Below are 26,406 nucleotides of genomic sequence, written 5' to 3'. Positions count from 1 at the left end.
GGACGAGCTCGTACGGTCGGGTCTCGGCTCACGCAGGGCGCAGGCCGGGCTTACTCCTGGGTCACGCTCATCAGCACGCGCTCGGCACCGATGAGCTGCACCGGGTCCTCGCTGCCGGCCGGCGGGATGTAGAACGTCACGCTCTGCAGGTACGTCGCCGTCAGCGCGCTCGCGACCTCGACCTCGTCCGCGCCGAGCGCCGACGCGATCTCGCCGCCGACGCTGAGGGTCGACCCCTCGACGGTCTTCGTCAGCTCGACCGTGGACTCGACGCTGCCCATGGTGATCGCCCCGCCGTCCGCCGTCTGGAACGCGACGAGCGGCAGGCCCGCTGTCGCGCCCATCGTCACCTCGCCGGCCTCGTCGACGCTCTGGGCGAGCGTGTCGCGCTCGTCCTGGATGAGCGGCCGGTAGGGGTCGGAACCGAACTCGTCGGCGTAGGCGCTCTCGGGGTTCCACAGCAGGTCGGCGAAGTGCTCGAGCGTCTCGATCGGCGTGAGCACGAGTCCCTCGGCGTCACCGCCCAGCTGCGCGCTGCCGATGGTCGGCGCCGCGACGGACGGCGTCTGTACGCCCGGGAGCAGGCGGGACCACCCGAGCAGCACGTAGGGATCGCGCGGACCGTTCTGGCGCAGGCTGAGGATGAGAGGAACCGTGCCGCCCTCGGGCTCGACCGTCACCGCCATGAACGCGCGCGGCCACTCGTCGGTCGCGCCGACCACCGTCACCTGCTGCTCGCTCGTGAACGGCTGCGGCACGAGCTCGCCGTCGGACGCGCTCTGCAGCGCGTACGACGCCCCGCGCATCTCGGCGGCCGGGCCGGCGACCCGAGGCGCCAGCGCGTCAGCATCGGCGGAGGCGTCGGCGGTGGCCATCGCATCCCCGACGGCCGCGAGCACGGCGTTCTGCTGGTCCACCGTCAGGACCGGCAACGGCTGCTCCGGCGGCGGGTCGGCCGCGACCTCCGGGGGTTCCGGCTGGGCGCAGGCACCGAGCAGGGCAAGGGCGGCGGCCGTCAGGGCGGCGGCGAGGCCGCGACGCACGCGCGGGTTCATCGGGTGCCCTCCTCGTCCGGCTCGTCGTCGGCACGTTCCGGGGCGCCCCCGGCATCGGTCTCGGCACCGCTCTCGCTGCCCGCGCGCAGTCCCCAGGCGCGGCGCCACTCGCTGGCACGCCCGTTCTCCTCGAGCGCGTCGTCTCCCGGCGCGTCCACGGCGGCCGGCTCGGCGTCGTCCTGGGCCGGCGCCTCGTCGGTCACGGAGTCGGGAACGGCGGGCGCGGCGGGCGCGGCGCCCGCACCGATCGCCGGAGCGGCCCACGTGGCGGGGTCCCAGGAACGGCCAGACGTGCCGGCCTCGTCCTCCTCGGCGTCCGCGGCGGTCGCGTCGTTCTTCGGGCGACGCCGCAGGAACGATCGCCGTCCCCTCCGCTTGTCGGACGAGGTCGCCTCTTCGCTCGACCCGGGCTCGGCAGCGGGCTCCGCCTCGGGGGCCTCGAAGGCCACGGGAGCGTCGGCCGGGCTCTCACCGTCGGCCTGGCTCTCGGCGCCACCGGCCTGCAACCACGCCGGGTACGCCGACGGCGCGTCAGCCGCCTCCGGGGCCGCCGTCGCAAGGTCGAGCGCCTCGGTCGTGGCGTCCGGGCTCTCGATGGCGTCCGGGGTCGCCGGGAGGACGGTCGTCGCGTCTTCCGCCGGCTCCTCGTGGTCCCGGCGGCGGCCACGTCGGCGACGGCTGGCGGCCTCGGCCGCCGCCACGCGCGCCGCCTCCTCGCGGAGCTGGCGCCTCGTGACTGCCGTGTCCGTCATGGCGTCGACGCCTGCGGGCCCGGGCGCCGTGCCCTCGGACCCGTCGCCCTCGGCGCTGCCGGGCACAGGAAGGGTCGCGACGAGCGTGCTGGCGGGTTCCGGCGACGCGGGCGTCCGGCGCCGTGCGCGCCCCCGGAGCAGCAGGAAGACCAGCCACGCCAACCCGATGAGCACGAGTGCGCCGCCGGCGGCGAGGGCCGGGATCAGGTACGGGGTTGCGACCTCCTGCGGCCACGTGAGGTCGATCGCGGGCGCCGGCGCCGTGCCGTCCGTCGCAGCCAGGAGCACCCAACGGCCCTCCGGGACCTCCCAGGTGATCGTGGCCTCGCCGGTCCCCTCCTCGACGAGGTACCACATGTCCGACACCGCCGGATCGGGCACCTCCTGCTCCTCGCCCTCCACGGTCGTGGCAGCGAGGGTCGTCCAGTCGGAGAGCCCGGTCACGGAGACGTGAGAGGCGTCGCCGACCCAGGCCGCGACGTCGTCATCGCGCGCGATGACGAGCACCACGCGGGCCTCGGGATCGGCGGCCGTGGCGTGGATGGTGACCTGTGGGTCGACGACGTCGAGGACGCCGGGCTCGACGACGAGCACTGGCGCCTCGGGGGTCTCCGGGAGCTGGGCGGTCACCGTGTCGGAGGTCCGCCACTGGGTGGCGGAGAGCACTCCGCCGGCCGCTACTGCGAGCCCGAGGACGATCAGCACGATCGCCAGAATGCGCTTGACCACGCCTCGCCTCACCTCGCCGTCCTGTCGTCCGTCCATGTCCGTGCAGCACCCGCAGGCATGCCTTCCGGCGCGCTCTGCGGCGATCCAGGATACGTGAGTGCCGCCGGGGCGCTCGCATCGGCCAGTTTCCCGGGGGCGAGCCTCGGCATCCCAGGGGTGCCGAACCGCGGGTCCGGGGGCCTACTCTGGTGCCCGGGCTCCTTCGCCGCGACTTCTCACGCAGGCGACGCCGAGAGCCACGTGAGCACGACATCCACCGGAGGAACGACCGTGGCCGACGAACGCACGCCCTTCCCGATCGCCATGCGCGGGTACGACCGTGCCCAGGTCGACCAGCGCATCGTCGACCTCGAGCGCGCGCTCGAGGACATCCGGCGACAGGTCGAGACGTCCGACGCCGAGACGATGCGCCTGGCCGGGGAGCTCACGGAGGCGCACCGCCAGCTTCGCGAGGCGGAGCGCCCGACCTACTCGGGCCTCGGATCGCGCATCGAGCAGCTGCTCCGCTCGGCCGAGGAGCAGAGCTCCGATGTCGTGTCGCAGGCGAACACTCAGGCCGGTGACATCACGGCGCGGGCCAACCTGGCTGCGGGCCAGCTGCGCGCCCGGGCCGAGAACGAGGTCGCGGAGCTGCTCGCCAACGCGCGGCGGGAGGCCGAGGAGCAGCGCAGCGAGGCGAGCGGCGAGGCCGAGAACATCCTCTACTCGGCGCAGCGTCGTGCCGAGGAGCTCGTCTCCTCCGCCGAGCGCGAGGCGCAGCACATCTCGAGCGCGATCACGACCGAGGAGAGCGAGCGCCGCGCGACCCTCGAGCGCGAGGTCAGCTCGCTCACCGCGGCGACCGAGCGGGAGACGACGGAGCTGCGGGTCCGGACCGAGGCGGACTCCCGAGAGCTGCGCACCCGCACGGAGCAGGAGACCGCCACGCAGCGGGCCGAGGCCGACGCCTACGCCACGCAGCTGCGCCGCACGGCCGACGCCGAGACGAGTGCCCAGCGTCAGCTGGCCGCCGTGGAGACGGACGAGCTGCGGGCCACCACCCAGGAGTACGTCGACTCGCTCCGCGCGACCGCGGAGCGCGAGGTCGCCGAGCTCCGCGCCGAGGTGGAGGAGGAGGTCACCGACCGGCGCTCGCGGACCGCCGACGAGGTCGCCGCGCAGCGGACGGCCGCCGACGCGTACGCGGAGCAGACCCGCACCGCTGCCGACAACTACGCCGCCGAGGTGCGCTCGACCGCCGACCGTGAGGCCGCCCAGGTGCGCGCCGCTGCGTCGCGGGAGGTCGCGGAGCTGCGCGGCGCCGCCGAGCGCGAGGCTGCCGAGCTGAGCGCCACCGCCGATCGCGAGGTCACCGCGCTGCGGACCGAGACCGAGCGGGAGACCACGCAGGCGCGGGAGGCCGCCCGGATCGAGGCCGAGACCACGCTCACCGAGTCGCGCAGCGAGGCTGCCGAGCTCGTCCGCACCGCGCAGGCCGACGCGGAGGCGGAGCGTGCCGCCGTCGCGGAGCTGCGCGCCGAGGCGGACGTCGAGATCGCCGGTCGGCGCGAGTCCGCGGAGCGGTCGAACACCCAGATGCACGCGCGGGCGAAGGAGACGACCGACAAGATGGTCGCCGACGCCGAGGCGCACGCGAACGACGCCGAGGAGCGGGTCGCGAAGGCGCTCGAGAAGGCCGACCAGGTCCGCGCCGAGGCGGACGAGCAGGCCAAGGAGCTGCTCGCGAACGCCCGCCGGAACGCCGACCGCGTGGTCGCCGACGCCCGGGAGCACGCGGAGCAGACGCTCACCGACGCGATCAGCGAGGCGGAGCGCGAGCGCACCACGGCCCAGCGGCAGGTCGAGGACCTCAACCGCCAGCGCGAGTCGATCACCACGTACCTCGACGAGCTGCGTGGCCTGCTCGGCGCCAACCCGGTCCCCGACCGGGGGACGCTGGAGCGGGCGGCCGAGGCCGAGGCGGCGTTCGTGGAGCAGGCCGTCGAGGAGCCCGAGGAGGACCCCGACGGCGCGCCGCAGGCCGACGACGCCGAGGCCGCGACGCCGCCCGACGCCACGCCGTCCGACGCCAGGCAGGACGAGTCGGACGTCACGTCGCGCCCGACGGCGGCCAGCGGACTGCGCGGCTGAGCGCTCAGCGCACCATCCGCACGATCTCGATCGCGTCCCAGGACGGGACGGTGCGGCGGGCGCCGTCGAGCACGAACGCGTTGCGCTCGTAGAACCGGCGCGCCCGCGCGTTCGCCTCGGCGACCCAGAGGAAGCAGGGCGCGTCACCGATCGTGACGTCGAGGAGCCGCTGCCCGGTGCCGGTGCCCTGCTCGCGAGCGAGGACGTAGATCCCGACGAGCTCGAGCGGCCGCGGCGGCGGGTCGTCGCCTACCGGCGGCCCCGCGGCGACGGCCCAGGCGAACGCGACGACGGCGCCGTCCCGCTCGGCGAGCCAGTGCTGAGGACCGCGGGGATCAGCGAGTCGCTGCGGCCAGCGGCGGTCGTTGTACTCCGCCTTCGCGGCCATCGCCGACGGCGACATCAGCCCGGCATACGTCTCGCGCCACGCGGCGTCGTGCATCGCGGCCAGCGCTGCGGCGTCGTCGATCGTCGCCGGGCGGATGGTGGCGGGCGCGCTGGCCGGGCGGGCGGAGGTCGCGGGATCGGTCACGGCGTCAAGCGTAGGGTGGCCCGGTGAGTCACTCCCCCGGCCCCGCCGGTGCCGCGGCGTCGGGTGCCGACCCCAGCGACTGGGCGTCGGGCCGACGCGAGGCGGCAGCGGAGCACGAGCGCCGCCTCCGGGCCCGGCAGGCGGCGGAGTCCGACAGGGCGGGCGCGATGCTCGCGCAGTTCGTCGACGACGCCCGCGCCGCCGGCCTCGCGCCGCAGCGTCTCGAGGTACGCGGCTACGGTGGCCGCGGCCGGGCCTCCTCGGACGTCGAGGGGTGGTACCTGCGCGCCGACCGGACCGCCGGGGTGGGGACCGACGGCGCGTTCTACGTGCTCACGGCGCCGCTGAGCCTCGTCGACCGGGTACGCGGCGTCCGCCTGCGCCCGAGCGCGCCGCCCCTGGTGCTGGGCGCGGGCGGCAAGGACGGGGAGTCGATCGACCTGCGCGACGCCCTCGCTCGCCTGCTCGCGTGAGCGACGACGTACCGGGACCCGTCGCCCTGGCGTTGCGTCCGTTCGGGTATCTCCTCGTGGCCGGCGTGTGGGCGGCGATCGGGTGCGTCGTGCTCGCCCTCGGCCCCGGTCTGCTCGTCGTCGTCGCCCTCGCCGGGACGACCGGCCTCGGTGAGGTGATCCCGGCGCTCGAGATCGGCCAGACGTTCCCGGCCCCGGCGAACCCGGCGGAGTGGATCGGCTTCGGTGCCGCGCTGGTGCTCCTCGTCCCGCTGCTGACGCTGGTGTGGGGGCCGGTCGTGCTGTGGGTCCTGCCATGCGCGTCGTGGCCGCTCGCGGCGCTGAGCCTGATGTACGCCGGGCGGGCCCTGCGCCCGGGGTACGCCCGGGAGCGGCTGTCGCGCACGACGAACGAGGGCGGCGTCGCGATGTCGTTGCAGCCCGTCCGCGCGACGAGGACGACGGCGCTGCTCATGCGGTTCTACGCGTGCGGCTGGCGACCCGACGGCGCGATGGTCTCCCCGATGCTGCTGGCGGGCCTGGCCTGGGTCCTCGCCTGGGTCGTGCTGGCGCAGGACGTGCCGGCCGGCGTCCGGGCGGCGCTCGCGGTCGTCGCCGGCGCCTGCGTCGCGGCCTCGGTGGTCCTCGGGCGGCGGGCGTGGGTCCGCCGGTTCGGTCCGACCGGCACCACCATGTCCGAGCTCACGCCGTCGCAGCGGCGGAGGCGCCTGCGCGAGCTGCGCCGGCGACGCGACCGTCGCCGCACCGACGAGACGTAGCCGACCTCAGGAGCAGCGGCGCCAGAACGCGGCGAGCGCCGACGCCGTCGCCCCCGACGCCTCGAGCGCCGTCATGTGGCCGGCTCGCGGCACCACGACGAGCTCGGCCGCCCCCGCCGACCGCCCCGAGAGGGCGCGCGCCATGGACTCCGCATCCTCCTGCGTGGCCACGGTGTCCTCGACGCCACGCAGCACGAGGGCGGGAACCTCGAGGTCGACGAGCGCGTGATGCCGGTCGGGCCGCGCCGCCATCGCCCGCTGCGCCCAGGCGATGCCCGCCGGCGGCGCCGCGGCGAGCCAGGTGCGCAGGGTGGCGACGACGTCGGGCGCCTCGGCGCGCGTGGTCTCCCCCAGCAGCGCCTCGACCATGCCGGCGACGGCGCTCGCGCCGGCGTCGCCCTCGGCAGCGGCGGCCATGCGGAGGCGGTTCTCGCGAGCCGCGGCGCCGTCCTCACCGGCCTTGGTGTCGAGCAGGGCCAGCCCGGCCAGCCGGGACCGGTTCCGCTCCGCGATCGCGAGCGCGACGTAGCCGCCCATGGACAGGCCCCCCACGACCGCGCGGGCCACGCCTTCGGCGTCGAGCGTCGCCACGACCGCGTCAGCGGTGAGCTCCAGCGCGGGCGCGGCGTCCCGCCCGAGCGCACGGGCCACGTGCTGCGGCGACGGGGAGTCGCCGAAGCCGGGAGCGTCCAGCGCCAGGACCGGCACCTGCGGGATGTGGGCCACGACGGCGTCCCACATGCGGGCATCGAACGGGAACCCGTGCAGCAGGACGAGCGGTGGTCCGGCCTCGTCAGGGCGCGGGCCGGACCGCCGGACGGCGAGCGTGCCGGTGTCGCTGGTCATCGCACCCAGCCTAGGCACTCAGCGAGCGGCGCGCGCCAGGTCCCAGATCGGCTCGTCCGAGGCGTGCACCCCTCCGTCCTCGCCGAACACGAGGAACCGGTCGAGGGTGCGCGCGAACCACCTGTCGTGCGTGACGGCGACGACCGTGCCGTCGAACGCGTCGAGGCCGGTCTCGAGCGCCTCGGCCGAGTGCAGGTCGAGGTTGTCGGTCGGCTCGTCCAGCAGGAGGAGGGTGGCGCCGCTCAGCTCGAGGAGGAGGATCTGGAAGCGAGCCTGCTGGCCCCCGGAGAGCGAGTCGAACGTCTGCTCCCCGGCGCGGGCGAGCTCGTACCGGTCGAGGACCCGCGCCGCCTCGTCCCGGGGGCGGCCGGTCCGGTGAGCGTCTCCCCGGTGCAGGATCTCCAGCAGCGTGCGCCCGACGAACGCCGGATGACTGTGCGTCTGCGCGAACCAGCCCGGCCGCACCCGCGAACCGAGCCGCACCGCGCCGGTGTGCGCCACGGGCTCCGGCGCGACGTCGCCGACCGGGCGGTGCTCGACGTCGGGCGCAGTCCCGCCCCCTGCGAGCAGGCGCAGGAAGTGCGACTTCCCCGACCCGTTCGCACCGAGCACACCCACCCGTTCGCCGTACCAGATCTCGGCGTCGAACGCCGTCGTCAGCCCCGTCAGCGCGAGCGAGCTCACGATGACGGCGCGCTTCGCCGTCCGACCGCCCCGCAGCCGCATCCGGACGTTCTGCTCGTGTGCGACCAGCTCGGGTGGCCCCGCCTCCTCGAACTTGCGCAACCGTGTCGTGGCGGCCTGGTACCGCGCGGCCATGTCGGAGTTGTACGAGGCCTTCTGCCGGTACAGCAGCATGAGCGCCTTGAGCTTCGCGTGCTCCTCGTCCCAGCGACGGCGCTGCTCGGCGAGGTCGGCGTTGCGCTGCTCGCGCGCGGCGTAGTACGTGCCGAAGCCTCCGGGATGTACCCAGAGCGTCGCGCCCGCCGCGCCGGGCTCGAGAGTCGCCACCCGGGTCGCGACCCGGGCGAGCAGCTCGCGGTCGTGGCTAATGAACAGGACGGTCTTGTCCGAGGTCACGAGCTGGTCCTCGAGCCACCGCTTCGCCGGGACGTCGAGGTAGTTGTCCGGCTCGTCGAGCAGGAGGACCTCGTCCGGGCCGCGCAGCAGAGCCTCCAGCACGAGCCGCTTCTGCTCCCCACCGGAGAGCGTGGTCACCGCGCGGTGCTCGACGCGCTCGTACGGCAGGTGCAGCGCCGCCGTCGTGCACACGTCCCACAGCGTCTCCTGCGCGTACCCGCCGGCGTCGGCCCAGTCGGCCAGCGCCTGCGCGTACCGCATCTGCGTGCGCTCGTCGTCGCTGCCCATGAGCGCCAGCTCCGCGGCGTCGACGGCCAGGGCCGCGGCACGGATCCGCGGGGGCGCGACCCGGACGAGCAGGTCACGCACCGTGGAGTCGTCCCGGACGGACCCGATGAACTGCGGCATGACGCCGAGACCTCCGGATCGCACGATCGCGCCGGAGTCCGCGTCGATCTCGCCCGCGACGAGTCGGACGAGCGTCGTCTTGCCGGCCCCGTTCGGGCCGACGAGCGCCATCTTCGCGCCCTCCCCGACGCGCAGGCTCACCCCGCCGAGGAGGGGGCGGCCGTCAGCGAGCGCGTACTCCACGCCGGAGATCTCGAGATGGCCCATGACCCCACTCTCGCCCACGGCGGCACGCCGCGTCACGCCCATTCCCGCCGGCCAAGTTCAGGTCAAGCAGCGCCACCCTCGCGCCTTCTATCACCCGACAACCGCGTCGTCCGCGTGCCGATGGGGCCATCCGCGTGTGATCGGGCCACCCTTCGCCATCGGTGGACGACGCCCTCAGACTCTCGCACTCATCCCAGATTGACACGGGTGGCTGAAACTCATGGGACGTACCGAATCTGCAGCCCAGGCACCTCATTCACGGCGACCGCGACCACGGAAATATATCCAGTACCTCCGCACGATGACCCCCCTGAAAACGGAAGGATCCCACTAATTATCCCCGCCGCAGTGACCCGGGGAGTAGATAGTCCCTGCGGGTAAAAGTACACAGGCCCTCCCGAGTCCCCGGAGCAGAACGCGGTGCCACCACCCGGTACGGTCATTTCGATCGCGTAAAAGGTCTCCATGGGGTACGGGGCATTGCTGGCAGTCACCTGGACCTGACGATATGCGTAGAGATTGCATTTCGCTAGCGTACTGACGCCTGATGAGCAATAGTTTCCCCCAGAGTGTCCCGACCCCGGCAGAATGATTTCGTCCGCATATCCGGTCACGGTGATCGGAGAGGCCATTGGGTCGGCGTAAACCTGCGCACGGTTGGTCAGCGTTGAACTGAGTCGGACCAGGCCCAAATCGTAGGCAAACCCAGTGTCGTTGAGTTCGTATACGAAGTCGGACGTACCGATAACTCCACCAACTCCCCCGAAGAGGTCGACGTTCGCACGGGGCGTCCGTCCAGGAACTGGCTGCAGTGTGCCGCGGTCAGTACGTGCATCGTGGTGCCGATCTGCGCCTGGAAGCCCTGCGTGCAGCTATTGTACTGGCCGTCCGTACGTTGGGTAAAATACCGAGAGCCCCCACGGAAGTTGTTGGTGTCGCCGTTCCGAGCCGCAAGCTCGACCGTCGTTGACTGGGTCCAGTCAACCTCCACAAGCATGCCTCGCGATTGAAGTTCCGTGACCACGGCGTGAAACTCAGAGAGACGGCCATCTCGCCTCGTGGAGGCGGTTACGAACGCTTCATCACCCGACACGGTCAGGAGTCCAGATTCAAAGCCGACAACCGACGCGAACCCTTCAGCGCGCAGCGCCTCGGCGAGCTTCCCCGCCGCATGCAGCATCTCGACGTTGCTGAACGGCACGAGTACGATCTCAACACGAACACCAAACTCGTTCGCGATATCAGCGAGCCGATCGCTGACGTCGGCCGGTGCCTCTTCCACCCAAGCGACAATGACCTCGTTCGCGCTCTCGTCGATCATCATGGGCCCCCCGGGGGCACCATCAGCGTAGCCAAGTTCGTTGAGCGCCCCACGCATCGCACCGGCCGCATTCATCAGATGCGTCACAGGCGAGACATCACCACCGAGCTCCTGCTGCGAAGTCACCGATCCTGGTGCCTGCTGGGTCGGCGCAGCAGCCGCCGAAGCCACGAACGTCAACGACAACAGACCAACTGCGCATGCTGCCGCGATCTTCGCAGCCCGGATTCTACTCACTTACTTCCCTTCTAGTTCAGACAGGTTGAAACTCAGCATCAATAGCAGTTCATTACGGAACGAGTTGACCCGCCGCTCGATCGTGATTGAACTAGTCGGCAGGAACCACTTGGGGCGCGAACATAAACGACACTGGTGCATCTAGCACGATGTCTACACGCATGCCTCGCGATTGAAGTTCCGTGACCACGGCGTGAAACTCAGAGAGACGGCCATCTCGCCTCGTGGAGGCGGTTACGAACGCTTCATCACCCGACACGGTCAGGAGTCCAGATTCAAAGTCGACAACCGACGCGAACCCTTCAGCGCGCAGCGCCTCGGCGAGCTTCCCCGCCGCATGCAGCATCTCGACGTTGCTGAACGGCACGAGTACGATCTCAACACGAACACCAAACTCGTTCGCGATATCAGCGAGCCGATCGCTGACGTCGGCCGGTGCCTCTTCCACCCAAGCGACAATGACCTCGTTCGCGCTCTCGTCGATCATCATGGGCCCCCCGGGGGCACCATCAGCGTAGCCAAGTTCGTTGAGCGCCCCACGCATCGCACCGGCCGCATTCATCAGATGCGCCACAGGCGAGACATCACCACCGAGCTCCTGCTGCGAAGTCACCGATCCTGGTGCCTGCTGGGTCGGCGCAGCAGCCGCCGAAGCCACGAACGTCAACGACAACAGACCAACTGCTGCAGCGTATGCAACTCGAACCGCGAGTGACTTCTTCACCGCAGACCCCCTGACTGGGGACTTCCCCTGTGTTCCGCCGCATCGGCGCGGCGCCTGAGCGGAGTTTGGCATTCGTTCTAGATCGTGTCAAGAGTGAGTGAGGCCCGCCGGAGCGTGTGATCACGCGCTGCGTCCCGGACCCTGGCCCGCGGATCTCCCTACCGGCGCCGCCTCGCCGGCGGAGGGCACCGTTCGTCGGTGGGTCTCCCGCAAGCTCCGGTCGGCTCAGCACAGTGTCGGCTGAGCACAGTACTTGGGCTGTACGACTGATTAGGCTGAGGGGTACCGGTCCAGCTCCAGCGAGGTCGCGCCGTCGGGCGTCGCGTGGACGGCGTCGCCGACCTGCACGTGCCACGGACCCGCGGCTCCGTCCGCCTCCACGCGCACGCGCGACCCCGTCCGCGTCACCGTAAAGGCGACGTCGCCGTGCTCCGCGGCGACGCGCGTCACCGACGCGTGCCCGTCGGCGAGACGGGTCAGGAGCAGCGTGACGCCGTCGGCGTGGTCGTAGTCGGGCCGGTCCGTCCGCGCGCCGATCGGCAGCACGCTGTCCGGCCGGACGTACAGCGGGAGCGAGTCGAACTCGTGCCGTTCCCGCACCCACCTCGGCCCGGTGACGCTCGCGCCCGACAGGAGCGACGTCCACGTGCCCTCGGGCACGTACACGTCGACGTCACCGTCAGCGCTGAACACCGGTGCGACGAGCAGGTTCGCGCCCAGCAGGTACTGGGTCTCGACGACGGCGGCCCCCGGGTCGTCCGGGAACTCCAGCACCATCGGCCGCATGACGGGGATCCCGTCCGTGTGCGCCTCGTACCCGGCCTGCGACAGGTACGGCATCAGGGCGTGCTTGAGGTGGGTGAACCGGCGGGTGACCTCGACGGCCTCGTCGTCGAACGCCCACGGCACCCGGTAGGAGTCGGAGCCGTGCAGCCGGCTGTGCGAGGAGAGCAGCCCGAACGGCACCCAGCGCTTGAACACGGCGGCGTCCGGCACACCCTCGAAGCCGCCGATGTCGTGGCTCCAGAACCCGAAGCCCGACAGTGCGAGCGAGAGCCCGCCGCGCAGGGACTCCGCCATGGACACGAACGTCGACTCGCAGTCGCCGCCCCAGTGCACCGGGAACTGCTGCCCACCGAGCGTCGCGGACCGCGCGAACAGCACCGCCTCCCCCTCGCCGCGCTCCGCCTCGAGCAGCGAGAACACCGCCTCGTTGTACAGGTGCGTGTAGTAGTTGTGCATGCGCTGCGGGTCGGACCCGTCGTGCCACACGACGTCCGTGGGGATCCGCTCCCCGAAGTCGGTCTTGAAGCAGTCGACGCCCTGCCCGAGCAGGACGCGCAGCTTGTCGACGTACCACTCGCGCGCCTGTGGGTTCGTGAAGTCGACGAGGCCCATGCCTGCCTGCCACAGGTTCCACTGCCAGACGGAACCGTCCGGGTTGCGCACCAGGTAGCCGCGATCCTTGCCCTCCGTGAACAGCGCCGACCGCTGCGCGATGTACGGGTTGATCCACACGCAGATGCGCAGGCCCTTCGCCTTCAGCCGCGCGAGCATGCCCTCCGGGTCGGGGAAGGTCGCCGGGTCCCACACGAAGTCGCTCCAGTGGAACTGCCGCATCCAGAAGCAGTCGAAGTGAAAGACGCTCAGGGGCAGGTCGCGCGCCGCCATCCCGTCGACGAAGTGCGTCACCGTCGCCTCGTCGTAGTCGGTGGTGAACGACGTCGACAGCCACAGCCCGTAGGACCAGTCGGGCACCCGGGCCGGCCGGCCGGTCAGCGCCGTGTAGCGGCGCAGCACGTCCTTGGGCGTGGGGCCGTTCACGATGTAGTAGGTGAGCCGCTGGCCCTCGACCGAGAACTGCGCCCGGGACACGACCTCCGTCCCGATCTCGTACGACACGCGCTCCGGTGCGTCGACGACGACGCCGTACCCGCGGTTCGTCACGTAGAACGGCACGTTCTTGTACGCCTGGTCGCTCGCCGTCCCGCCGTCGGCGTTCCAGATGTCGACCCGCTGCCCGTTCTTGACGAGCGCGCCGAACCGCTCCCCCAGCCCGTACACGTGCTCGCCGACGCCGAGCGTCAGCTGCTCGCGCACGTGGTGGTGCCCGTCGGCGTCGGTGAGGACGCCTACGCTGCGCGGGGTCGACGACGTCAGCGTCCGGTCACCGGCGACGAAGTCCACGCTCCACTCGCCCTCGGTCGCGATGCGCGCCTCCAGGCCACCCGAGCGCAGCGTCGCGACGGGCCGGCCCGTGAGCTGCGGCGTCGTCACCTTGACGTCGGCGACCTCCGAACGCAGCGCGAAGTGCGGGCCGCGGTCGAGGCCGCCCGTGAAGTGCTCGATCGTGACGCCGATGACGTCGTCCATCGGTGAGTGGAACGTGACGGTGATGAGCGGCCGGTTGAGCGTGTCGCCGCGCTTGGTGATCGGCGCCGTCGACGCGAACACCGTGAGCGTGTCCGCTCCGGCGACCACGTCGTCGACGTGTCGCGGCCGCAGCTCGGTGACGCCCGGCAGGAGCTGCCAGTAGCCGTCGGTGAACTTCATGGGGTGGTCTCCTCGTGGGGCGGCAGGGGCGGGCGGGCGCCGGATCTAGGGTGGGCACCGGGTCGCGCGGTGGCGCGTGGCCGGCGCGAGCGGAGGCAGGGATGGCGACGATCGGGGACGTGGCACGGGTCGCCGGCGTGTCGACGTCGACCGTGTCGTACGTGCTCTCGGGCAAGCGCCCGATCTCCGGCTCCACGCGCGAACGCGTCGAGCGGGCGATCCGCGACCTCGGATACCGGCCGCACGCCGGCGCCCGGGCGCTCGCCTCGGCCCGCACGAACGTCCTCGGACTCATGGCGCCGCTGCGCGCGGACGTCAACGTCTCCGTCATCATGCAGTTCGTGACCGGCGTGGTCACCGCCGCGCGCAACCACGACCGCGACGTCCTGCTCCTGACCTCGGACGAGGTCGCAGGCACCGAGCGCGTCGCGAACGGCTCGATGGTGGACGCGCTCATCATGATGGACGTCGAGTCCGACGACGCGCGCATCGACGTGCTCGTCGGCCTGCGGCAGCCCGCTGTCCTCATCGGCCTGCCGCAGGACCCGCAGGGCCTCTCCTGCGTGGACCTGGACTTCGACGCGGCCGGGCGCCTCGCGGTGCGGCACCTGACCGCGCTCGGCCACCGTCGGGTGGCTCTGATCGGCTCGCCGCAGCTTGTGCTGGACCGGCACACCTCCTACGCGATCCGCCTGCGCCACGGCTTCGCCGAGCAGGCGGACGCAGCCGGGCTGACCCACCTGTCGGTGCCGTGCTCGTCGACGCCGGCCGGTGCCGCCGACGCCGTCGACGCCGTGCTGGAGGCGATGCCGGACGTGACGGCCCTCGTCGTCCACAACGAGGTCGCGCTGCCGTGGGTGCTCACCACGCTCGCCGAACGCGGACGCCGTGTGCCGCAGGAGATCTCCGTCGTCGCCGTGTGCCCCCGCGACGTCGCGCTCGGGCAGCGTCTGCCCCTGACGAGCATCGACATCCCCGGCTACGCCATCGGCCAGGTCGCCGTCGAGATGGCGATGGCGCGCCTCGCCGAACCCGGCACCGACCGCCCCGCGGAGACCCGGCTGCTCACGCCGACGCTCGAGGCGCGCGAGAGCACCACCGCACCCACCTGAGCGCTGCACGGGCGTCTCAGCCCTTGATGGCGCCGGCGATGACGCCCTTCGTGAAGTGCTTCTGCACGAACGGGTAGACCAGCACGATCGGCAGGACGGCCAGCACGACCACCGCCATCTGCACGGGCAGGCCGGTCGTCGCCCCGGACGCGACGTCACCCATGTCCTGCGACCCGGGCAACGACGCCCCCTGCAGCACGTACGAGCGCAGGACCAGCTGCAGCGGCCACTTCGTGTTGTCGTTGATGTACAGCATCGCGTTGAAGAACGCGTTCCAGTACCCGACGCCGTAGAAGAGAGCGATGACCGCCGTCGCCGCTTTCGACATCGGCAGCACGATCGTCCACAGGATGCGCCAGTCCCCCGCGCCGTCGATCCTCGCGGCGTCCAGGATGCCCGCGTCGATGCCCTGGAAGAAGTTCCGCAGGATGAGGATGTTGAACGCCGACACCGCCCCGGGCAGGATCAGCGCCCAGTAGGAGTCGATGAGCCCCAGCGTGCTGACCAGGAGATACGTCGGGATCAGCCCGGCACCGAAGAACATCGTGATGAGGAACACGAACAAGATCGGCCGGTGCAGCAGGGAGCCGGTGCGCGACAGCCCGTAGGCGGCCAGCACGCTGACCGCCGTCGAGATGAGGGTGCCGACGGCCGTGACGCCGATGCTCACGAGCATCGCGCGGGTGACGATGCCGCCGCCCAGGATCGTCGAGTACGCGCCCCAGGTCAGCTCGTCCGGCCAGACCATCATGCCGCCGGCACGGATCGTCGAGTCCCGTGTCGACAGCGACGTGAGGAGGATGGTGTAGAGCGGGAAGACGACGGTGAGGACGACGACGACGAGCACCGTCGCCTTGACGGTCACGCCTGCGCGTGACGGCTCCTCGTCCCACGCCGGACGCAGCGGGTGCCGTCGTCGGCCACTCTTCCGGCGCACGCCGTCGTCCGGCGCCGGCACGAGCTCAGGATCGATGCGGATGCTCATGCGCGCTTGTACACCCCCGACTCACCGAACACGTGCGCGAGCTTGTTGGCACCGAGGACGAGCACGAGACTCACCACTCCCTTCATGAGGCCCGCGGCTGCGGCGAAGCTCCAGTCGGTGTAGATCACGCCCTGGTAGTAGACGAAGGTGTCGATGACCTCGGCCACCTCGGCGCCCACGGCGCCGCGCTGCAGGATGAGCTGCTCGAAGCCGACGGTGAGGGAGTCGCCGAGGCGCAGGATGAGCAGCAGGATGATCACCGGCCGCATCGCGGGCAGCGTGATGTGCCACATGCGGCGCCAGCGGTTCGCGCCGTCCATGACGGCCGCCTCGTAGTGCTCGTTCGAGACCGTGCTGATCGCTGCGAGGAAGATGATGATCCCCCAGCCGGCGTCCTTCCAGACCGCTTGCATCGTGACGAGCCCGAGGAACGTGTCCGGGTTCGTCATGAGATCGAAGCCGGCGTACCCGTTCGACCGCAGGAACTGGTTGACCAGGCCGGCACCACCGAAGATCTGCTGGAACACCGTGACGACGAGCACCCACGAGAAGAAGTGGGGCAGGTACACGATCGACTGGATGGTCATCCGCACGCGCGGCGAGAGGACGCTGTTGAGCAGCAGGGCGAGCGCGATCGGGATCGGGAAGAAGAACACGAGCTGGAAGGCCGTGATCGCGAGCGTGTTCTGGACCGCGTCGAGGAACTGCGGGTTGTTGAGCACCCGCTCGAAGTTGTCCCACCCGACCCAGGGACTGTTGAAGAAGCCCGTGTACGGCGAGTAGAACTGCCACGCGATGACGTTCCCGGCCATGGGCACGTACGCGAAGATCGCGAGCAGGACGACGGCGGGCGCCACCATGACGAGCAGCGCCGAGTCCCGCCGCATCCGCACGCGCAACGGCACGTGCCGCCTGGCCGGCACCGGTCGGTGGGACTGAGTGTCGCCCACCGACCGGCGCCGCTCGGACGTGAGCGTCACTCGCTCTCCAGGATCTCGGTGTAGAACGCCCGCAGCTCCTCGCCCCCCGAGGAGCGCCACGTCTCGATCGCGGCGTCGAGATCGGCCATGCTCTTCCGGCCCCGCGAGATGTCCTTCTCGAGGTCGACGAAGGGCTGCCCGATCGACGCGTACTGCGGCGGCTCCGAGATCTGCATCGCGTAGAACAGCGGCTCCGCGGCGATCTCGGTGGCCCTGACGTTGTACTCCGACGCCGCCTCCACGAACCCGGGGTACTGGACGTGCGCCTCGACGGCCGGCGGCTGGACGAGGAACGTGTAGGTCGGCTGCAGCTCGGTCGCCGCGAGATCCGTCGGGACCGGGAGGTTGTTCGCGTCGAGCGTGTAGTGCACGCCCTCGACGCCGAACGTGGCGGTCTGGTACTCGACCGTCCCGAACGGCGCCGCAAGCACGTTCGCGAGCGCGAGCAGCTCGCGGATCTTGGCCTCGTCGTCCGTCTGCTTGAGGAACGAGAGGATGCCCGCCGGGTCGGCCTTCCAGAACTGTGGCTCGCTGCCGTCGGCGGCGAACGGTGCGAACGGCTGCTGCCAGTAGTCGGGGTTGGCCGCGAGGTTGTCCCGCAGCGCCTCGTGCCACCCGCCGAGGCCGTCCATCATGATGAGCGACTGGCCGGACTGGAACCGGAGCTTCGACTCGGTCATGTTGTCGGCGACGGCGTCCGGGTGCACGGCGCCGGACGCGAAGAGCTGCGCGTTCCACTCGAGCGAGGCGCGGTACTCCTCGGTCTCGATCTTGTTGATGAGCCTGCCGTCGTCGTCGAGCCTCCACTTCGGCGGCACCTTGTGGATCATCTGGGCGGTGTTCCAGAGGTCCTCGGCGCCCCACTGGTTCCCGCCGGTGAGCTCGAGCGCCAGCGCGAGGAGTGCGTCGCCGTCCGTGACGTCCGCCGCGATGCCGAGCTCCTCGAGAAGGTCGGAGCGGTAGAACGTCGCGTCGCGGGGCGTGGTCGCGGCGGGGAACGGCAGGCCGTAGAGCTTGCCGTTGAACACGCACATCCGCCAGGAGTCGGTCGGCAGGTTCGCGAGGTTCGGGTACTCCTCGACGGCCGCGCCGGCGAGGTACGGCCCGAGGTCGGTGAAGACGTTCCCGACGATCTCGGACCCGAATCGCGGCGGCAGGTTCCACAGCGGGATCGAGACCCAGTCGGGCACGTCGCGCGGCGAGGCGAGCACCGTGGCGAGCTTGTCGCCGTACACGTTGCCGTCGGTGATCTGGAACTCGATCGTCGAGCCGAGGAGCCCGTTGACTGCCTCGTAGTACTGGTTGCCGTCGACCGGCGGGATCGTGCCCCAGAGCGGGGTCATCGCGGAGAACGTGGCCCCGCTGCCCGGCGGTTCCGCCACGGACTGCGCGAGATCCGTGGGGATCGCCAGGAAGCCGGCTGGTGAGCCGTCGACGCTGGGGAAGTCCGGCTCCGCGAACTCGACCGGGACGTAGTTCGGGAGCACGTCGCCGCTCGCCTCGGTCGTGGGCGTCGCGGAGCCCGTGCCGCCACCTGAGCTGCAGGCGGCGAGCACGGCGGGCACACCTGCTGCGGTGAGCCCGAGGAACGTGCGTCGGCGGAATGCCGCACCGGGCGGCTGGGGGTTCGAGATCGTGGACATCGGCGGCCTTCACTCCTTCGTGGGGTCGGGCGGCCCACCGCGTGAACGACGGGCCGGGCCAGGCGTCGAGCCGCTCGACTCGAGCGACGCCTCCGGAGCGAGCTGCAGGTTCGCGACAGAAGGCGAGTCATCGAAGCGGTTCGACGCCTGCACCTTACGGGAGCGCTCTCACGACTGACAAGGGCCCCGTCGAAGACGTGACGATCTCGTGACCAGTGCTCCGGGCAAGGACCGTGCGCGGTGGGTTGTCAGCATCTGCCCGGTCCGCCACGATAGGGCGCGCACGTCGATCAGCCGCGTGCGCCGGGCGCGCTTCCGTCGAACCGGTTCGACGGAACGCCACCCATCCCGACAGGAGTCTCATGGCCGACGACGCCCGACCCGCCTTTCGCGACCCGTCTCTGAGCGCTGACGTCCGCGCCCGCGACCTTGCGGCGCGGCTCACGCAGGCCGAGAAGATCGCCATGCTGCATCAGTACGCCCCCGCTGTGCCTCGGCTCGGGCTCGCGGCGTTCCGCACCGGGACCGAGGCGCTCCACGGCCTGGCCTGGCTCGGCACGGCCACCACGTTCCCCCAGGCAGTCGGCCTGGCCGCGACCTGGGACGCCGACCTCGTCCGACGGGTCGGCGCGGCGGTCGGCACCGAGGTACGGGCCCGGCACGCGATCGATCCCACCGTCTCCCTCCAGGTGTGGGCGCCGGTCGTGAACCCGCTGCGGCATCCGCGCTGGGGCCGGAACGAGGAGGGTTACTCGGAGGACCCGCACGTGACGGCGTGGCTGGCGACCGCGTACGCCCGCGGGTTGCGCGGCGACCACCCCACGTACTGGCGCACCGTCCCGACGCTCAAGCACCTCGTGGGCTACGGGGCGGAGACCCATCGCGCCCTCACGAACGCCCAGCTTCGGCCCCGGGTGCTCCGCGAGTACGAGCTGCCCGCGTTCCGAGGACCGATCGAGGCCGGCGTGGTGGGCGCGGTCATGCCCTCGTACAACCTCGTCAACGGCCGGCCGGCTCACCTCGCGGCGGACATCATCGCGGAGCTCCGGTCGTGCGGTCCGCACGAGGTCGTCGTGGTGTCCGACGCCGGAGCACCGAGCAACCTGTCCGGCATCCAGCGCTGGTGCACGGACCCGGTCGAGGCGCGTGCCGCGGCCCTGCGCGCCGGTATCGACTCGTTCACCGACGACGACGCCGACGCCGCCCCGACCCTCGCCCATCTCACCGCGGCCCTCGATCGCGGACTGATCACTCAGGAGGTCGTGGACGCGGCGGTCCGGCGGCAGCTCGCCTGGCGGATCCGCACGGGCGAGCTGGACCCCGGCCTCGACCCCTGGGCGGGGACCGGCCCGGAGGCTCTCGACGCCCCCGCCCACCGCACGCTCGCCCGCGAGGCCGCCACGGCCGCCGTCGTCGTCCTCGCGAACGACGGCCTGCTGCCGCTCGAGCGCGCGGCGACCGTCGCCGTCGTCGGACCCCACGCCGACACCGTGCTGCGCGACTGGTACTCCGGCGCGGCGCCGTACACGATCGGCATCGCGACGGCCCTCGCCGAGAGCCACGGTGTGACGACGTGCGACGGCGCCGACCGCGTGGCGCTGCGGTGCGTCACCACGGGCGGCTACGTGCGAACCGCCGAGAGCGGGGTGCTGGTGGCCGACGCCGCCGACGCCGCCGCACCCGAGGCCGCGTTCGACGTCACGGACTGGGGCGACGGTGTCCTCACGTTCCGCTCGGTCGCGACCGGCCTGCTGGCCGGGGGCGGCTGGCCGCTGCGAGCCCAGGCCGAGCACGTCGACGGCTGGGTCGTGCAGGAGACGTGGCAGGTGCACGTGCACGACGACGGCAGCTGGTCGCTGCTGCATCTCGGGTCCGGCCGATGGGTCGCAGCCGCCGACGACGGCACGCTCGTCGCCGAGGCACCGTCGCCTGAGCTGGCGACGAGGTTCGTCCGGCGGATGCTGCGCGCCGGCCACGAGGCGGTGGCGCGAGCAGCCGCCGCGGCCGACGTCGTCGTCGTCACCCTCGGCAACGACCCGCACCTGCTCGGACGGGAGACCGAGGATCGTCCGCACCTGCGGCTGCCCAGCCCGCAGACCGAGCTCTGGCGGGCAGCCAGCGAGGCGAACCCCCGAGCCCTCGCGGTCATCGTCTCCTCCTACCCGTACGTCCTGGCCGACGATCTCCGCACGGCCCGCGCCGTCGTGTGGAGCTCGCACGCGGGTCAGGAGCTCGGGCACGGCGTGGCGGACGTGCTCACGGGCGCGGCCGAGCCGTCGGGGCGCCTCGCGCAGGCCTGGCCCGAGGCGGAGGAGGACGCCGGCGACCTCGTCGACCACGACATCATCGCGGGTGGCCTGACGTCGTGGTACGCGAGTGCGGCGCCCCGCTTCGCCCTCGGGCACGGCCTCACGTACTCGTCCGTGACGTACGACGCCCTCGACGCACCGGCCGCCCTCGAGGGTGCGCAGCACGACGACGTCGTCGCCGTCAGTGTCCGGGTGTCGAACACCGGTGAACGGCCCGCGCACGAGCTCGTCCAGGTCTACGCGTCGGCCCTCGAGCACCGCCTGCCGGTACCCCGGCGACGCATCGTGGCCCACCGTCGCGTCACGCTCGCCCCGGGGACCTCGCGCGACGTCGAGCTGCGGTTCCGCCTCGCCGACCTCGCGGTGTGGGACGTCGGGCACGAGCGCTGGGTCGTCGAACCGGGGCGCTACCTCCTCGCCGCCGGGACCGGCGAGCAGGATCTCCCGCTCCGCCACGAGCTCAGGGTGACGGGCGCCCCGGTGGCACCGCGCGCCGCCACCAGCCTCGGGGCCGCCGCATTCGACGACGCGGCGCACGTCGTCCTCACCGAGCGGACGCCCCTAGCCGGCGCCGCCGTCGAGGTCGCACCCGGCCGCGGCGAGGGATGGGTCGCGTGGTGGGCCGTCGACCTGGACGGCGTCGGGCCGCTCACGATCGAGGTGGCGCGCGACGGGGTAGGTCCGGCCGGCGTGCGCATCGAGACCCGTGAGCCCGGTTCCCCGTGGGCGCGCTACGCACAGGCCCAGGTGCCGCTCGAGGGCGGGAGGCACGACGTCGTCGCGCTCGTCCCGTCGGCCGCCGAGGCACCGAAGGGCGTGCGTGACGTGCGAACCGTGCTCACCGGGTCCGCCCGGCTGATCGCGCTGCGTCCCGCCGCGCCCGAGGAGATCCCGCGTGACGACGATCGGTGACGTCGCCCGGCACGCCGGCGTGGCGACGTCGACCGTCTCGTACGTGCTGTCCGGCAAGCGCGCGACGTCGCCCGCGACGCGGGAGCGCGTGCGGCGCGCCATCGCCGAGCTCGGGTACCGCCCGCACGCGGGTGCGCGCGCCCTGGCGTCGGCACGCACGCAGGTGCTCGCGCTCATGGTGCCGCTGCGGCTCGACGCCGGAGGCCGCGGTCCGCGCAGCGACCTCGACCTCGACGTGGTCATGCAGTTCGTCGCGGGCGTGGCGCCACGGGCTCGCTCGCTCGGATACGACGTGCTCCTCCTCACCGACGACGACCCGACGGCGGTCGGCCGCGTCTCCGTCTCCTCGTCCGCCGACGCGCTCATCGTCATGGACGTCGAGGTGGACGACGCCCGCATCCCGGCCGTCGTGGCGGCCGGCACACCGACCGTGCTCATCGGCCTGCCCGACGAGCAGTCCGGGCTCAGCTGCGTGGACTTCGACTTCGAGCAGGCCGGGCGCCTCGCGGTGCGGCACCTGGCCCGTCTCGGGCACCGGGTGCTGGCGTTCGTCGGCCCTCCGCCCGCCGCGCTGAGGCGCCGGACGTCCTACGCCGAGCGGATGCTGCGCGGGCTGCGTGCGCAAGCCGCCAGCAGCGAGGTCGAGCTGCGGATCGCACCCGCAACGGCCAGCCGCGACGACGTCGTGCACGCGATCGCGGAGGCGCTCGACACCGAATCAGGCGCGACTGCCCTGGTGGTGCACAACGAGGCTGCCCTCCCGATCGTCCTCGACGTGCTCGCCGAGCGTGGCGTCCGCGTGCCCGCGGACGTGTCCGTCATCGCCGTGGGCGTGAGCGGCGTGGCCGAGCAGCGGGTCGGCGTGCTCACCTCGATCGACATCCCCGGCCGCGCGATCGGCGCCGTGGCGGCCGAGATGGTGGTGGCGGCGCTCGGCGGGGCGGTCCGCGCGGAGACCCGCCTCGTGCGGGCGAACCTCACCGACCGGGGCACCACGGCCCGCCCGCCCGCGCGACGACGTCCCACGAGCCAGGAGAACAGCTGATGCCGACATCGCACCCCGGGATCCCGACGCACGGACTCGCCTTCGGCGGCGACTACAACCCCGAGCAGTGGCCCCGCGAGGTGTGGCAGGAAGACATGGCGCTGATGCGCCGCGCCGGCGTCACGACCGTGACCATCGGCGTCTTCTCCTGGGCGCTGCTCGAGCCGCGCGAGGGTGAGTTCGACGCCAGCTGGCTCGACGACGTCACTCAGATGCTCGAGGGCGCCGGCATCGACTTCTTCCTCGCGACCCCCACCGCGTCTCCGCCGCCATGGTTCGGCGTCGCGTACCCCGACGCGCTCCCGGTCCGGCCGGACGGCGTCCGCCTCACGCACGGGTCGCGCGACACGTACGCCATCAGCGCCCCGGCCTACCGCGCCGCCGCACGGCGCGTCGCTCGGTTCCTCGCGCAGCGGTACGGCGGGCACCCCGGACTGCGCGGCTGGCACGTGCACAACGAGTACGGGACCGTCGACGTCGGACCGCACGCCGCTGTCGCCTTTCGCGGCTGGCTGCGGGAGAAGTTCGGCACGCTGGAGGCGCTCAACGCGGCGTGGTCCACGGCGTTCTGGTCGCAGCACTACTCCGACTGGGCCGAGATCACGCCGCCGCGGGCCACGCAGTACCTGCCCAACCCGGCGCACGTCGTCGACTTCAAGCGGTTCTGCTCGGACGAGATGCTCGCCGCGCACGCGGAGCAGAAGGCCGAGATCCGGGCGGCGGGCTCGACGGCGCCCGTCACCACCAACTTCATGCTCCCGTCGTGGAACCACCTCGACCAGTGGCAGTGGACCGACCAGCTCGACCTCGTCTCGGTCGACCACTACCTCGAGGGGACCGGGCCCGACGGCGAGGCCCACGTCGCGTACGGCTCGGACCTCGTGCGGTCCTGGGCGGGCGGCGGACCGTGGCTGCTCATGGAGTCCAGCGCCGGGGGGATCCGCGACGGCGCCCGGTACGCCGTCAAGGAGCCGGACCGGATGATCCGGAACTCGCTCGGCTACGTGGCGCGCGGGTCCGCCGGGTGCCTGTTCTTCCAGTGGCGGGCGTCGCTCGGCGGCGCCGAGACGTGGCACTCAGGGCTCGTGCCGCACGCCGGAGCGGACAGCCGCGCGTTCGAGGCGGCCGTCCGGCTGGGCGACGCTCTGCAGCGGATCGCCGAGGTCGGCGAACCGCCCGAGTCCGGGCCGATCGTCGAGGCCGACGTCGCGATCGTCTGGGACGCGAACGGGTGGTGGTCGCTCGAGACGCCGCACCTGCCGCACGACGACCTCTCCTACGCGGCCGAGGTCCGGGCCGCGCACCGCTCGCTCTGGCGGGCGGGGGTCGCCGTCGACTTCGTGCGCCCCGGCGGGGACGTCTCGCGCTACCGCGTGCTGCTGGTGCCGAGCCTGTTCGCGATGGACGACGCGTGCGTCGAGTGGCTCACGGCGTACGCGAGCTCCGGCGGTCACCTCGTGGTGTCGCACTTCAGCGGGATCGCGGACGAGCATCAGCGCGTGGTGCCCGGCGGCTACCCGGGTCGGCTGCGCGACCTGCTCGGCGTCCGTGTGCAGGAGCTGCGGCCCCTCGCCGCCGGGGAGAGGGTCCCGCTCAGCGACGGCTCCGAGGTGGAGATGTGGACGGAGCGCGTGCACCTGGCGGGGTCGGACGCCGTGGCGACCTATGCCGACGGCGCTCTCGCCGGGCTGCCCGCCGTCACCCGCCGCGCGGTGGGCTCGGGTGCTGCCACCTACGTGTCGGCGCGGCCCACGCAGGAGTCCCGGGACGCGTTCCTGTCCCGGTTGTGCGCCGAGCACGGCGTGAGCGCCACCGTGCCGTCGGCCGTCGGGACCGGCGTGGAGGCGGTGCGCCGCCGCGGCCGGAACGGCACCTACCTCTTTCTCCTTCACCACGGGGACGAGGCGGTGCGGGTCGTCGGACCCGGCGTCGACCTGCTCACCGGGATCCCCGCAGCGGACGGTCTGGACCTGGCACCGGGCGGCGTCGCCGTCCTGCGAACCGCCGGCGACGACTGGCTCGTGCAGCCCGCCTGACGCTCGTCAGCGCCTCGGGGCGCGCGTGTCCCGAGCCTGCCAGCACGCGCTGTGCCAGTGCCGTCGATCGTCGAGTGCGGCGTCGGCGCCGAGCAGGTGGTCCGCCGGCCAGACGACGACGTGCGCCGTGCCAGGTCCGACGAGCTGGTCGCAGCCCGGGCAGCGGTAGGACCTCTCGCCGCCGCTCACCGAGCGCACGGTCCAGCTGGACCCGTCGCGCCGCGTCTGCGTGCGCGTGGCCCCGCGCAGCGCCCGCTCCACGTCGAGCGGCACGTGCTCGCTCGCGTACGGGCGCTTCGCCGACCGCCGCGCCATCGCTCCCCCTAGACGGCCACGCCGGCGCGGAGCACGCGCCTCGGGCGGAGCCCGGAGTCGGTGACGAGCACGTCGGCGCGGCGGCCCGCCTCCAGCGCGCCGATCGAGGGGTCGCCGAGCACGGCCGCCGGCGTCGTCGCGGCGGCGTGCACGGCCGCGACGAGCGACACCCCGCCGGCGACAGTCGTCCGGACGACGTCGAGCAGGTGCGCCGTGCCGCCCGCGATCGAGCCCCCGGCGGCGAGGCGGGCGACGCCGTGGTCGACGACGACGTCGGCCGGGCCCAGCCGGTACGTGCCGTCGGCCATGCCCGCGGCCGCCATCGCGTCGGTGACGAGCGCGACGTTCTCGGCCCCGACGAGGGCGACGACGTCCGCCACGAGCGACGGGTCGACGTGCGTGCCGTCGGCGATGAGCTCGACGACGCACCTGCCCTCAGCGGCCGCCCGCAGCAATGGAGGGATGGGCCCGGGGGCGCGGTGGTGGAGCTCCCGCATGCCGTTGAACAGGTGCGTGACCGTCGGCCGGCGGGAACGCCCACCCTCCTCGCCCAGCAGCGCCCACGACTCCTCCAGCGCGACGCGCGTCACGTCGGCCGCCGCGTCCGTGTGCCCGATCGACGGGACGACGCCCCGGGCGACCAGCCGCTCGACGAGCCCACCCGGCCCCGTCGCGCCCGGCGCCTCGGGAGCGAACGTCATCGTGACGAGGTGGCCCCGCCCCAGGTCCGCGAGCGCGTCCACGAGGTCGAGATCGGGGTCGACGATGTAGGCCGGGTCCTGCGCGCCGCACCGCACCGTGGACAGGAACGGCCCCTCCGCGTGGATGCCGGCGATCTCGCCGGCCTCCGCGAGCGCCGCGAGGGTCGAGACCTGGCGGCGCAGCACGTCCGGGGCGGCGGTCACGAGCGACGCGACGAGCGACGTCGTCCCGTGCCTCCGGTGCTCGGCGACGGCGACCATCGCCTCGGCGGCGTCGGCGGCGTCCGGGAAGCTCGCGCCCCCGCCACCGTGGTCGTGCAGGTCGACGAGGCCAGGAAGCACGTGCACGCCGTCCGCCGGCGGCGGCGTCGCTCGGACCAGGTCCGCCCAGGGCGTGCCGGCCACGCGGGAGCTCGGCCCGACGTGGACGATGCGGTCGGCGTCGACGACCACGACGCCGTCGTCGATCACCGCCTGCGGCGTGACCACCCGCCCGCGCAGGACGGACGGTGCGGGCGCGGCGTCGGGTGGCGTGCTCACGCTCGCCATTCTCCCGCACTCGG

Annotated in this window: 21 protein-coding genes; 7 read left to right on the top strand and 14 right to left on the bottom strand. The window is 72.5% G+C overall.

All coding sequences use genetic code 11. The features are described 5' to 3' along the window. Window positions 1-50: 50 nt before the first annotated feature. Window positions 51-1,055, bottom strand: a complete 1,005-nt coding sequence (locus tag BCAV_RS06700) for a DUF8094 domain-containing protein (RefSeq protein ID WP_015881831.1) — start codon at window positions 1,053-1,055, stop codon at window positions 51-53. Next, window positions 1,052-2,536, bottom strand: coding sequence for a hypothetical protein (locus BCAV_RS06695; protein ID WP_043346738.1), 1,485 nt, complete (start codon window positions 2,534-2,536; stop codon window positions 1,052-1,054). The genes BCAV_RS06700 and BCAV_RS06695 overlap by 4 nt, the downstream gene beginning before the upstream one ends. A 270-nt stretch (window positions 2,537-2,806) precedes the next feature. Here BCAV_RS06695 and BCAV_RS06690 point away from each other — a divergent pair, with 270 nt between their 5' ends. Next, a complete protein-coding gene (locus tag BCAV_RS06690) occupies window positions 2,807-4,666 on the top strand; it encodes a coiled-coil domain-containing protein (RefSeq protein WP_015881829.1) in 1,860 nt (619 codons plus the stop codon). 4 nt (window positions 4,667-4,670) lie between these two features. Here the strand turns inward: BCAV_RS06690 and BCAV_RS06685 are convergent, their stop codons facing one another. Then, complete coding sequence (locus BCAV_RS06685; protein WP_015881828.1) at window positions 4,671-5,198, bottom strand: GNAT family N-acetyltransferase; 528 nt, start codon at window positions 5,196-5,198, stop codon at window positions 4,671-4,673. Between the two features lie 23 nt (window positions 5,199-5,221). On the opposite strand from BCAV_RS06685, the gene BCAV_RS06680 reads away from it, so the two are divergent. Together BCAV_RS06680 and BCAV_RS06675 are read left to right on the top strand one after the other, a co-directional pair. Next, entirely contained in the window at window positions 5,222-5,671 is a 450-nt protein-coding gene (locus BCAV_RS06680) for a hypothetical protein (RefSeq protein ID WP_015881827.1), read from the top strand. Beyond that, window positions 5,668-6,429 (top strand): hypothetical protein, encoded by a 762-nt coding sequence (locus BCAV_RS06675; RefSeq protein WP_015881826.1) that lies wholly within the window; start codon window positions 5,668-5,670, stop codon window positions 6,427-6,429. Before BCAV_RS06680 ends, BCAV_RS06675 begins: the two co-directional genes overlap by 4 nt. Before the next feature lie 6 nt (window positions 6,430-6,435). Here the strand turns inward: BCAV_RS06675 and BCAV_RS06670 are convergent, their stop codons facing one another. The 6 genes from BCAV_RS06670 to yicI form a co-directional block, all read right to left on the bottom strand. After that, window positions 6,436-7,275: an alpha/beta fold hydrolase gene (locus tag BCAV_RS06670; RefSeq protein WP_015881825.1), complete on the bottom strand. Its 840-nt coding sequence runs from the start codon at window positions 7,273-7,275 to the stop codon at window positions 6,436-6,438. Window positions 7,276-7,293: 18 nt separating this feature from the next. Continuing rightward, complete coding sequence (locus BCAV_RS06665; protein WP_043346736.1) at window positions 7,294-8,970, bottom strand: ABC-F family ATP-binding cassette domain-containing protein; 1,677 nt, start codon at window positions 8,968-8,970, stop codon at window positions 7,294-7,296. 218 nt (window positions 8,971-9,188) lie between these two features. Continuing rightward, window positions 9,189-9,662, bottom strand: a complete 474-nt coding sequence (locus tag BCAV_RS23605; protein WP_187292855.1) for a trypsin-like serine protease — start codon at window positions 9,660-9,662, stop codon at window positions 9,189-9,191. Beyond that, a complete protein-coding gene (locus BCAV_RS22935) occupies window positions 9,632-10,417 on the bottom strand; it encodes a hypothetical protein (RefSeq protein ID WP_187292854.1) in 786 nt (261 codons plus the stop codon). Before BCAV_RS22935 ends, BCAV_RS23605 begins: the two co-directional genes overlap by 31 nt. A gap of 202 nt (window positions 10,418-10,619) precedes the next feature. Then, on the bottom strand, window positions 10,620-11,252 hold the full coding sequence (locus BCAV_RS22695; RefSeq protein WP_144016735.1) for a hypothetical protein: 633 nt from the start codon (window positions 11,250-11,252) through the stop codon (window positions 10,620-10,622). A 270-nt stretch (window positions 11,253-11,522) separates the two neighbouring features. Next, window positions 11,523-13,805, bottom strand: a complete 2,283-nt coding sequence (yicI, locus tag BCAV_RS06650) for an alpha-xylosidase (protein ID WP_015881822.1) — start codon at window positions 13,803-13,805, stop codon at window positions 11,523-11,525. A gap of 101 nt (window positions 13,806-13,906) precedes the next feature. On the opposite strand from yicI, the gene BCAV_RS06645 reads away from it, so the two are divergent. Beyond that, entirely contained in the window at window positions 13,907-14,917 is a 1,011-nt protein-coding gene (locus tag BCAV_RS06645) for a LacI family DNA-binding transcriptional regulator (protein WP_015881821.1), read from the top strand. Window positions 14,918-14,933: 16 nt separating this feature from the next. Here the strand turns inward: BCAV_RS06645 and BCAV_RS06640 are convergent, their stop codons facing one another. From BCAV_RS06640 to BCAV_RS06630, 3 genes are read right to left on the bottom strand one after another with little or no spacing between them, the layout of a single operon-like run. After that, entirely contained in the window at window positions 14,934-15,902 is a 969-nt protein-coding gene (locus BCAV_RS06640) for a carbohydrate ABC transporter permease (protein WP_015881820.1), read from the bottom strand. Further along, window positions 15,899-16,882: an ABC transporter permease gene (locus BCAV_RS06635; RefSeq protein WP_015881819.1), complete on the bottom strand. Its 984-nt coding sequence runs from the start codon at window positions 16,880-16,882 to the stop codon at window positions 15,899-15,901. The genes BCAV_RS06640 and BCAV_RS06635 overlap by 4 nt, the downstream gene beginning before the upstream one ends. Further along, window positions 16,879-18,525, bottom strand: a complete 1,647-nt coding sequence (locus BCAV_RS06630) for a type 2 periplasmic-binding domain-containing protein (RefSeq protein ID WP_015881818.1) — start codon at window positions 18,523-18,525, stop codon at window positions 16,879-16,881. Before BCAV_RS06630 ends, BCAV_RS06635 begins: the two co-directional genes overlap by 4 nt. Before the next feature lie 362 nt (window positions 18,526-18,887). Between BCAV_RS06630 and BCAV_RS06625 the strand changes: the two genes are divergently transcribed. The 3 genes from BCAV_RS06625 to BCAV_RS06615 are packed head-to-tail and all read left to right on the top strand — an operon-like array spanning window position 18,888 to window position 24,827. Further along, the gene (locus tag BCAV_RS06625) at window positions 18,888-21,746 is read left to right on the top strand and encodes a glycoside hydrolase family 3 C-terminal domain-containing protein (RefSeq protein ID WP_015881817.1); all 2,859 of its coding nucleotides are present in this window, start codon (window positions 18,888-18,890) and stop codon (window positions 21,744-21,746) included. Then, window positions 21,730-22,791 (top strand): LacI family DNA-binding transcriptional regulator, encoded by a 1,062-nt coding sequence (locus BCAV_RS06620; RefSeq protein ID WP_015881816.1) that lies wholly within the window; start codon window positions 21,730-21,732, stop codon window positions 22,789-22,791. Before BCAV_RS06625 ends, BCAV_RS06620 begins: the two co-directional genes overlap by 17 nt. Next, the gene (locus BCAV_RS06615; protein ID WP_015881815.1) at window positions 22,791-24,827 is read left to right on the top strand and encodes a beta-galactosidase; all 2,037 of its coding nucleotides are present in this window, start codon (window positions 22,791-22,793) and stop codon (window positions 24,825-24,827) included. The genes BCAV_RS06620 and BCAV_RS06615 overlap by 1 nt, the downstream gene beginning before the upstream one ends. Before the next feature lie 6 nt (window positions 24,828-24,833). Here BCAV_RS06615 and BCAV_RS06610 read toward each other — a convergent pair whose 3' ends face one another. Together BCAV_RS06610 and BCAV_RS06605 are read right to left on the bottom strand one after the other, a co-directional pair. Then, on the bottom strand, window positions 24,834-25,142 hold the full coding sequence (locus BCAV_RS06610) for a hypothetical protein (RefSeq protein ID WP_015881814.1): 309 nt from the start codon (window positions 25,140-25,142) through the stop codon (window positions 24,834-24,836). A gap of 8 nt (window positions 25,143-25,150) precedes the next feature. Beyond that, window positions 25,151-26,392 carry an N-acetylglucosamine-6-phosphate deacetylase gene (locus tag BCAV_RS06605; protein WP_015881813.1) on the bottom strand — a complete coding sequence of 414 codons (1,242 nt, stop codon included), beginning with the start codon at window positions 26,390-26,392 and terminating at the stop codon, window positions 25,151-25,153. Between the last annotated feature and the right edge of the window lie 14 nt (window positions 26,393-26,406).

It is taken from the genome of Beutenbergia cavernae DSM 12333 (assembly GCF_000023105.1).
In the GTDB taxonomy this organism is placed as follows: domain Bacteria; phylum Actinomycetota; class Actinomycetes; order Actinomycetales; family Beutenbergiaceae; genus Beutenbergia; species Beutenbergia cavernae.
The sequence above is the reverse complement of the archived record's forward strand: the minus strand, read 5'-3'. Positions and strand labels throughout refer to the sequence as shown.

Bases quoted from the DNA above. Each gene is read 5' to 3' on its own strand.
- BCAV_RS06605 (WP_015881813.1), bottom strand. From the start codon at position 26,392: ATGGCGAGCGTGAGCACGCCACCCGACGCCGCGCCCGCACCGTCCGTC.
- BCAV_RS06610 (WP_015881814.1), bottom strand. From the start codon at position 25,142: ATGGCGCGGCGGTCGGCGAAGCGCCCGTACGCGAGCGAGCACGTGCCG.
- BCAV_RS06670 (WP_015881825.1), bottom strand. From the start codon at position 7,275: ATGACCAGCGACACCGGCACGCTCGCCGTCCGGCGGTCCGGCCCGCGC.
- yicI (WP_015881822.1), bottom strand. From the start codon at position 13,805: ATGAAGTTCACCGACGGCTACTGGCAGCTCCTGCCGGGCGTCACCGAG.
- BCAV_RS06630 (WP_015881818.1), bottom strand. From the start codon at position 18,525: ATGTCCACGATCTCGAACCCCCAGCCGCCCGGTGCGGCATTCCGCCGA.
- BCAV_RS06625 (WP_015881817.1), top strand. From the start codon at position 18,888: ATGGCCGACGACGCCCGACCCGCCTTTCGCGACCCGTCTCTGAGCGCT.
- BCAV_RS06640 (WP_015881820.1), bottom strand. From the start codon at position 15,902: ATGAGCATCCGCATCGATCCTGAGCTCGTGCCGGCGCCGGACGACGGC.
- BCAV_RS06615 (WP_015881815.1), top strand. From the start codon at position 22,791: ATGCCGACATCGCACCCCGGGATCCCGACGCACGGACTCGCCTTCGGC.
- BCAV_RS06700 (WP_015881831.1), bottom strand. From the start codon at position 1,055: ATGAACCCGCGCGTGCGTCGCGGCCTCGCCGCCGCCCTGACGGCCGCC.
- BCAV_RS06645 (WP_015881821.1), top strand. From the start codon at position 13,907: ATGGCGACGATCGGGGACGTGGCACGGGTCGCCGGCGTGTCGACGTCG.
- BCAV_RS06665 (WP_043346736.1), bottom strand. From the start codon at position 8,970: ATGGGCCATCTCGAGATCTCCGGCGTGGAGTACGCGCTCGCTGACGGC.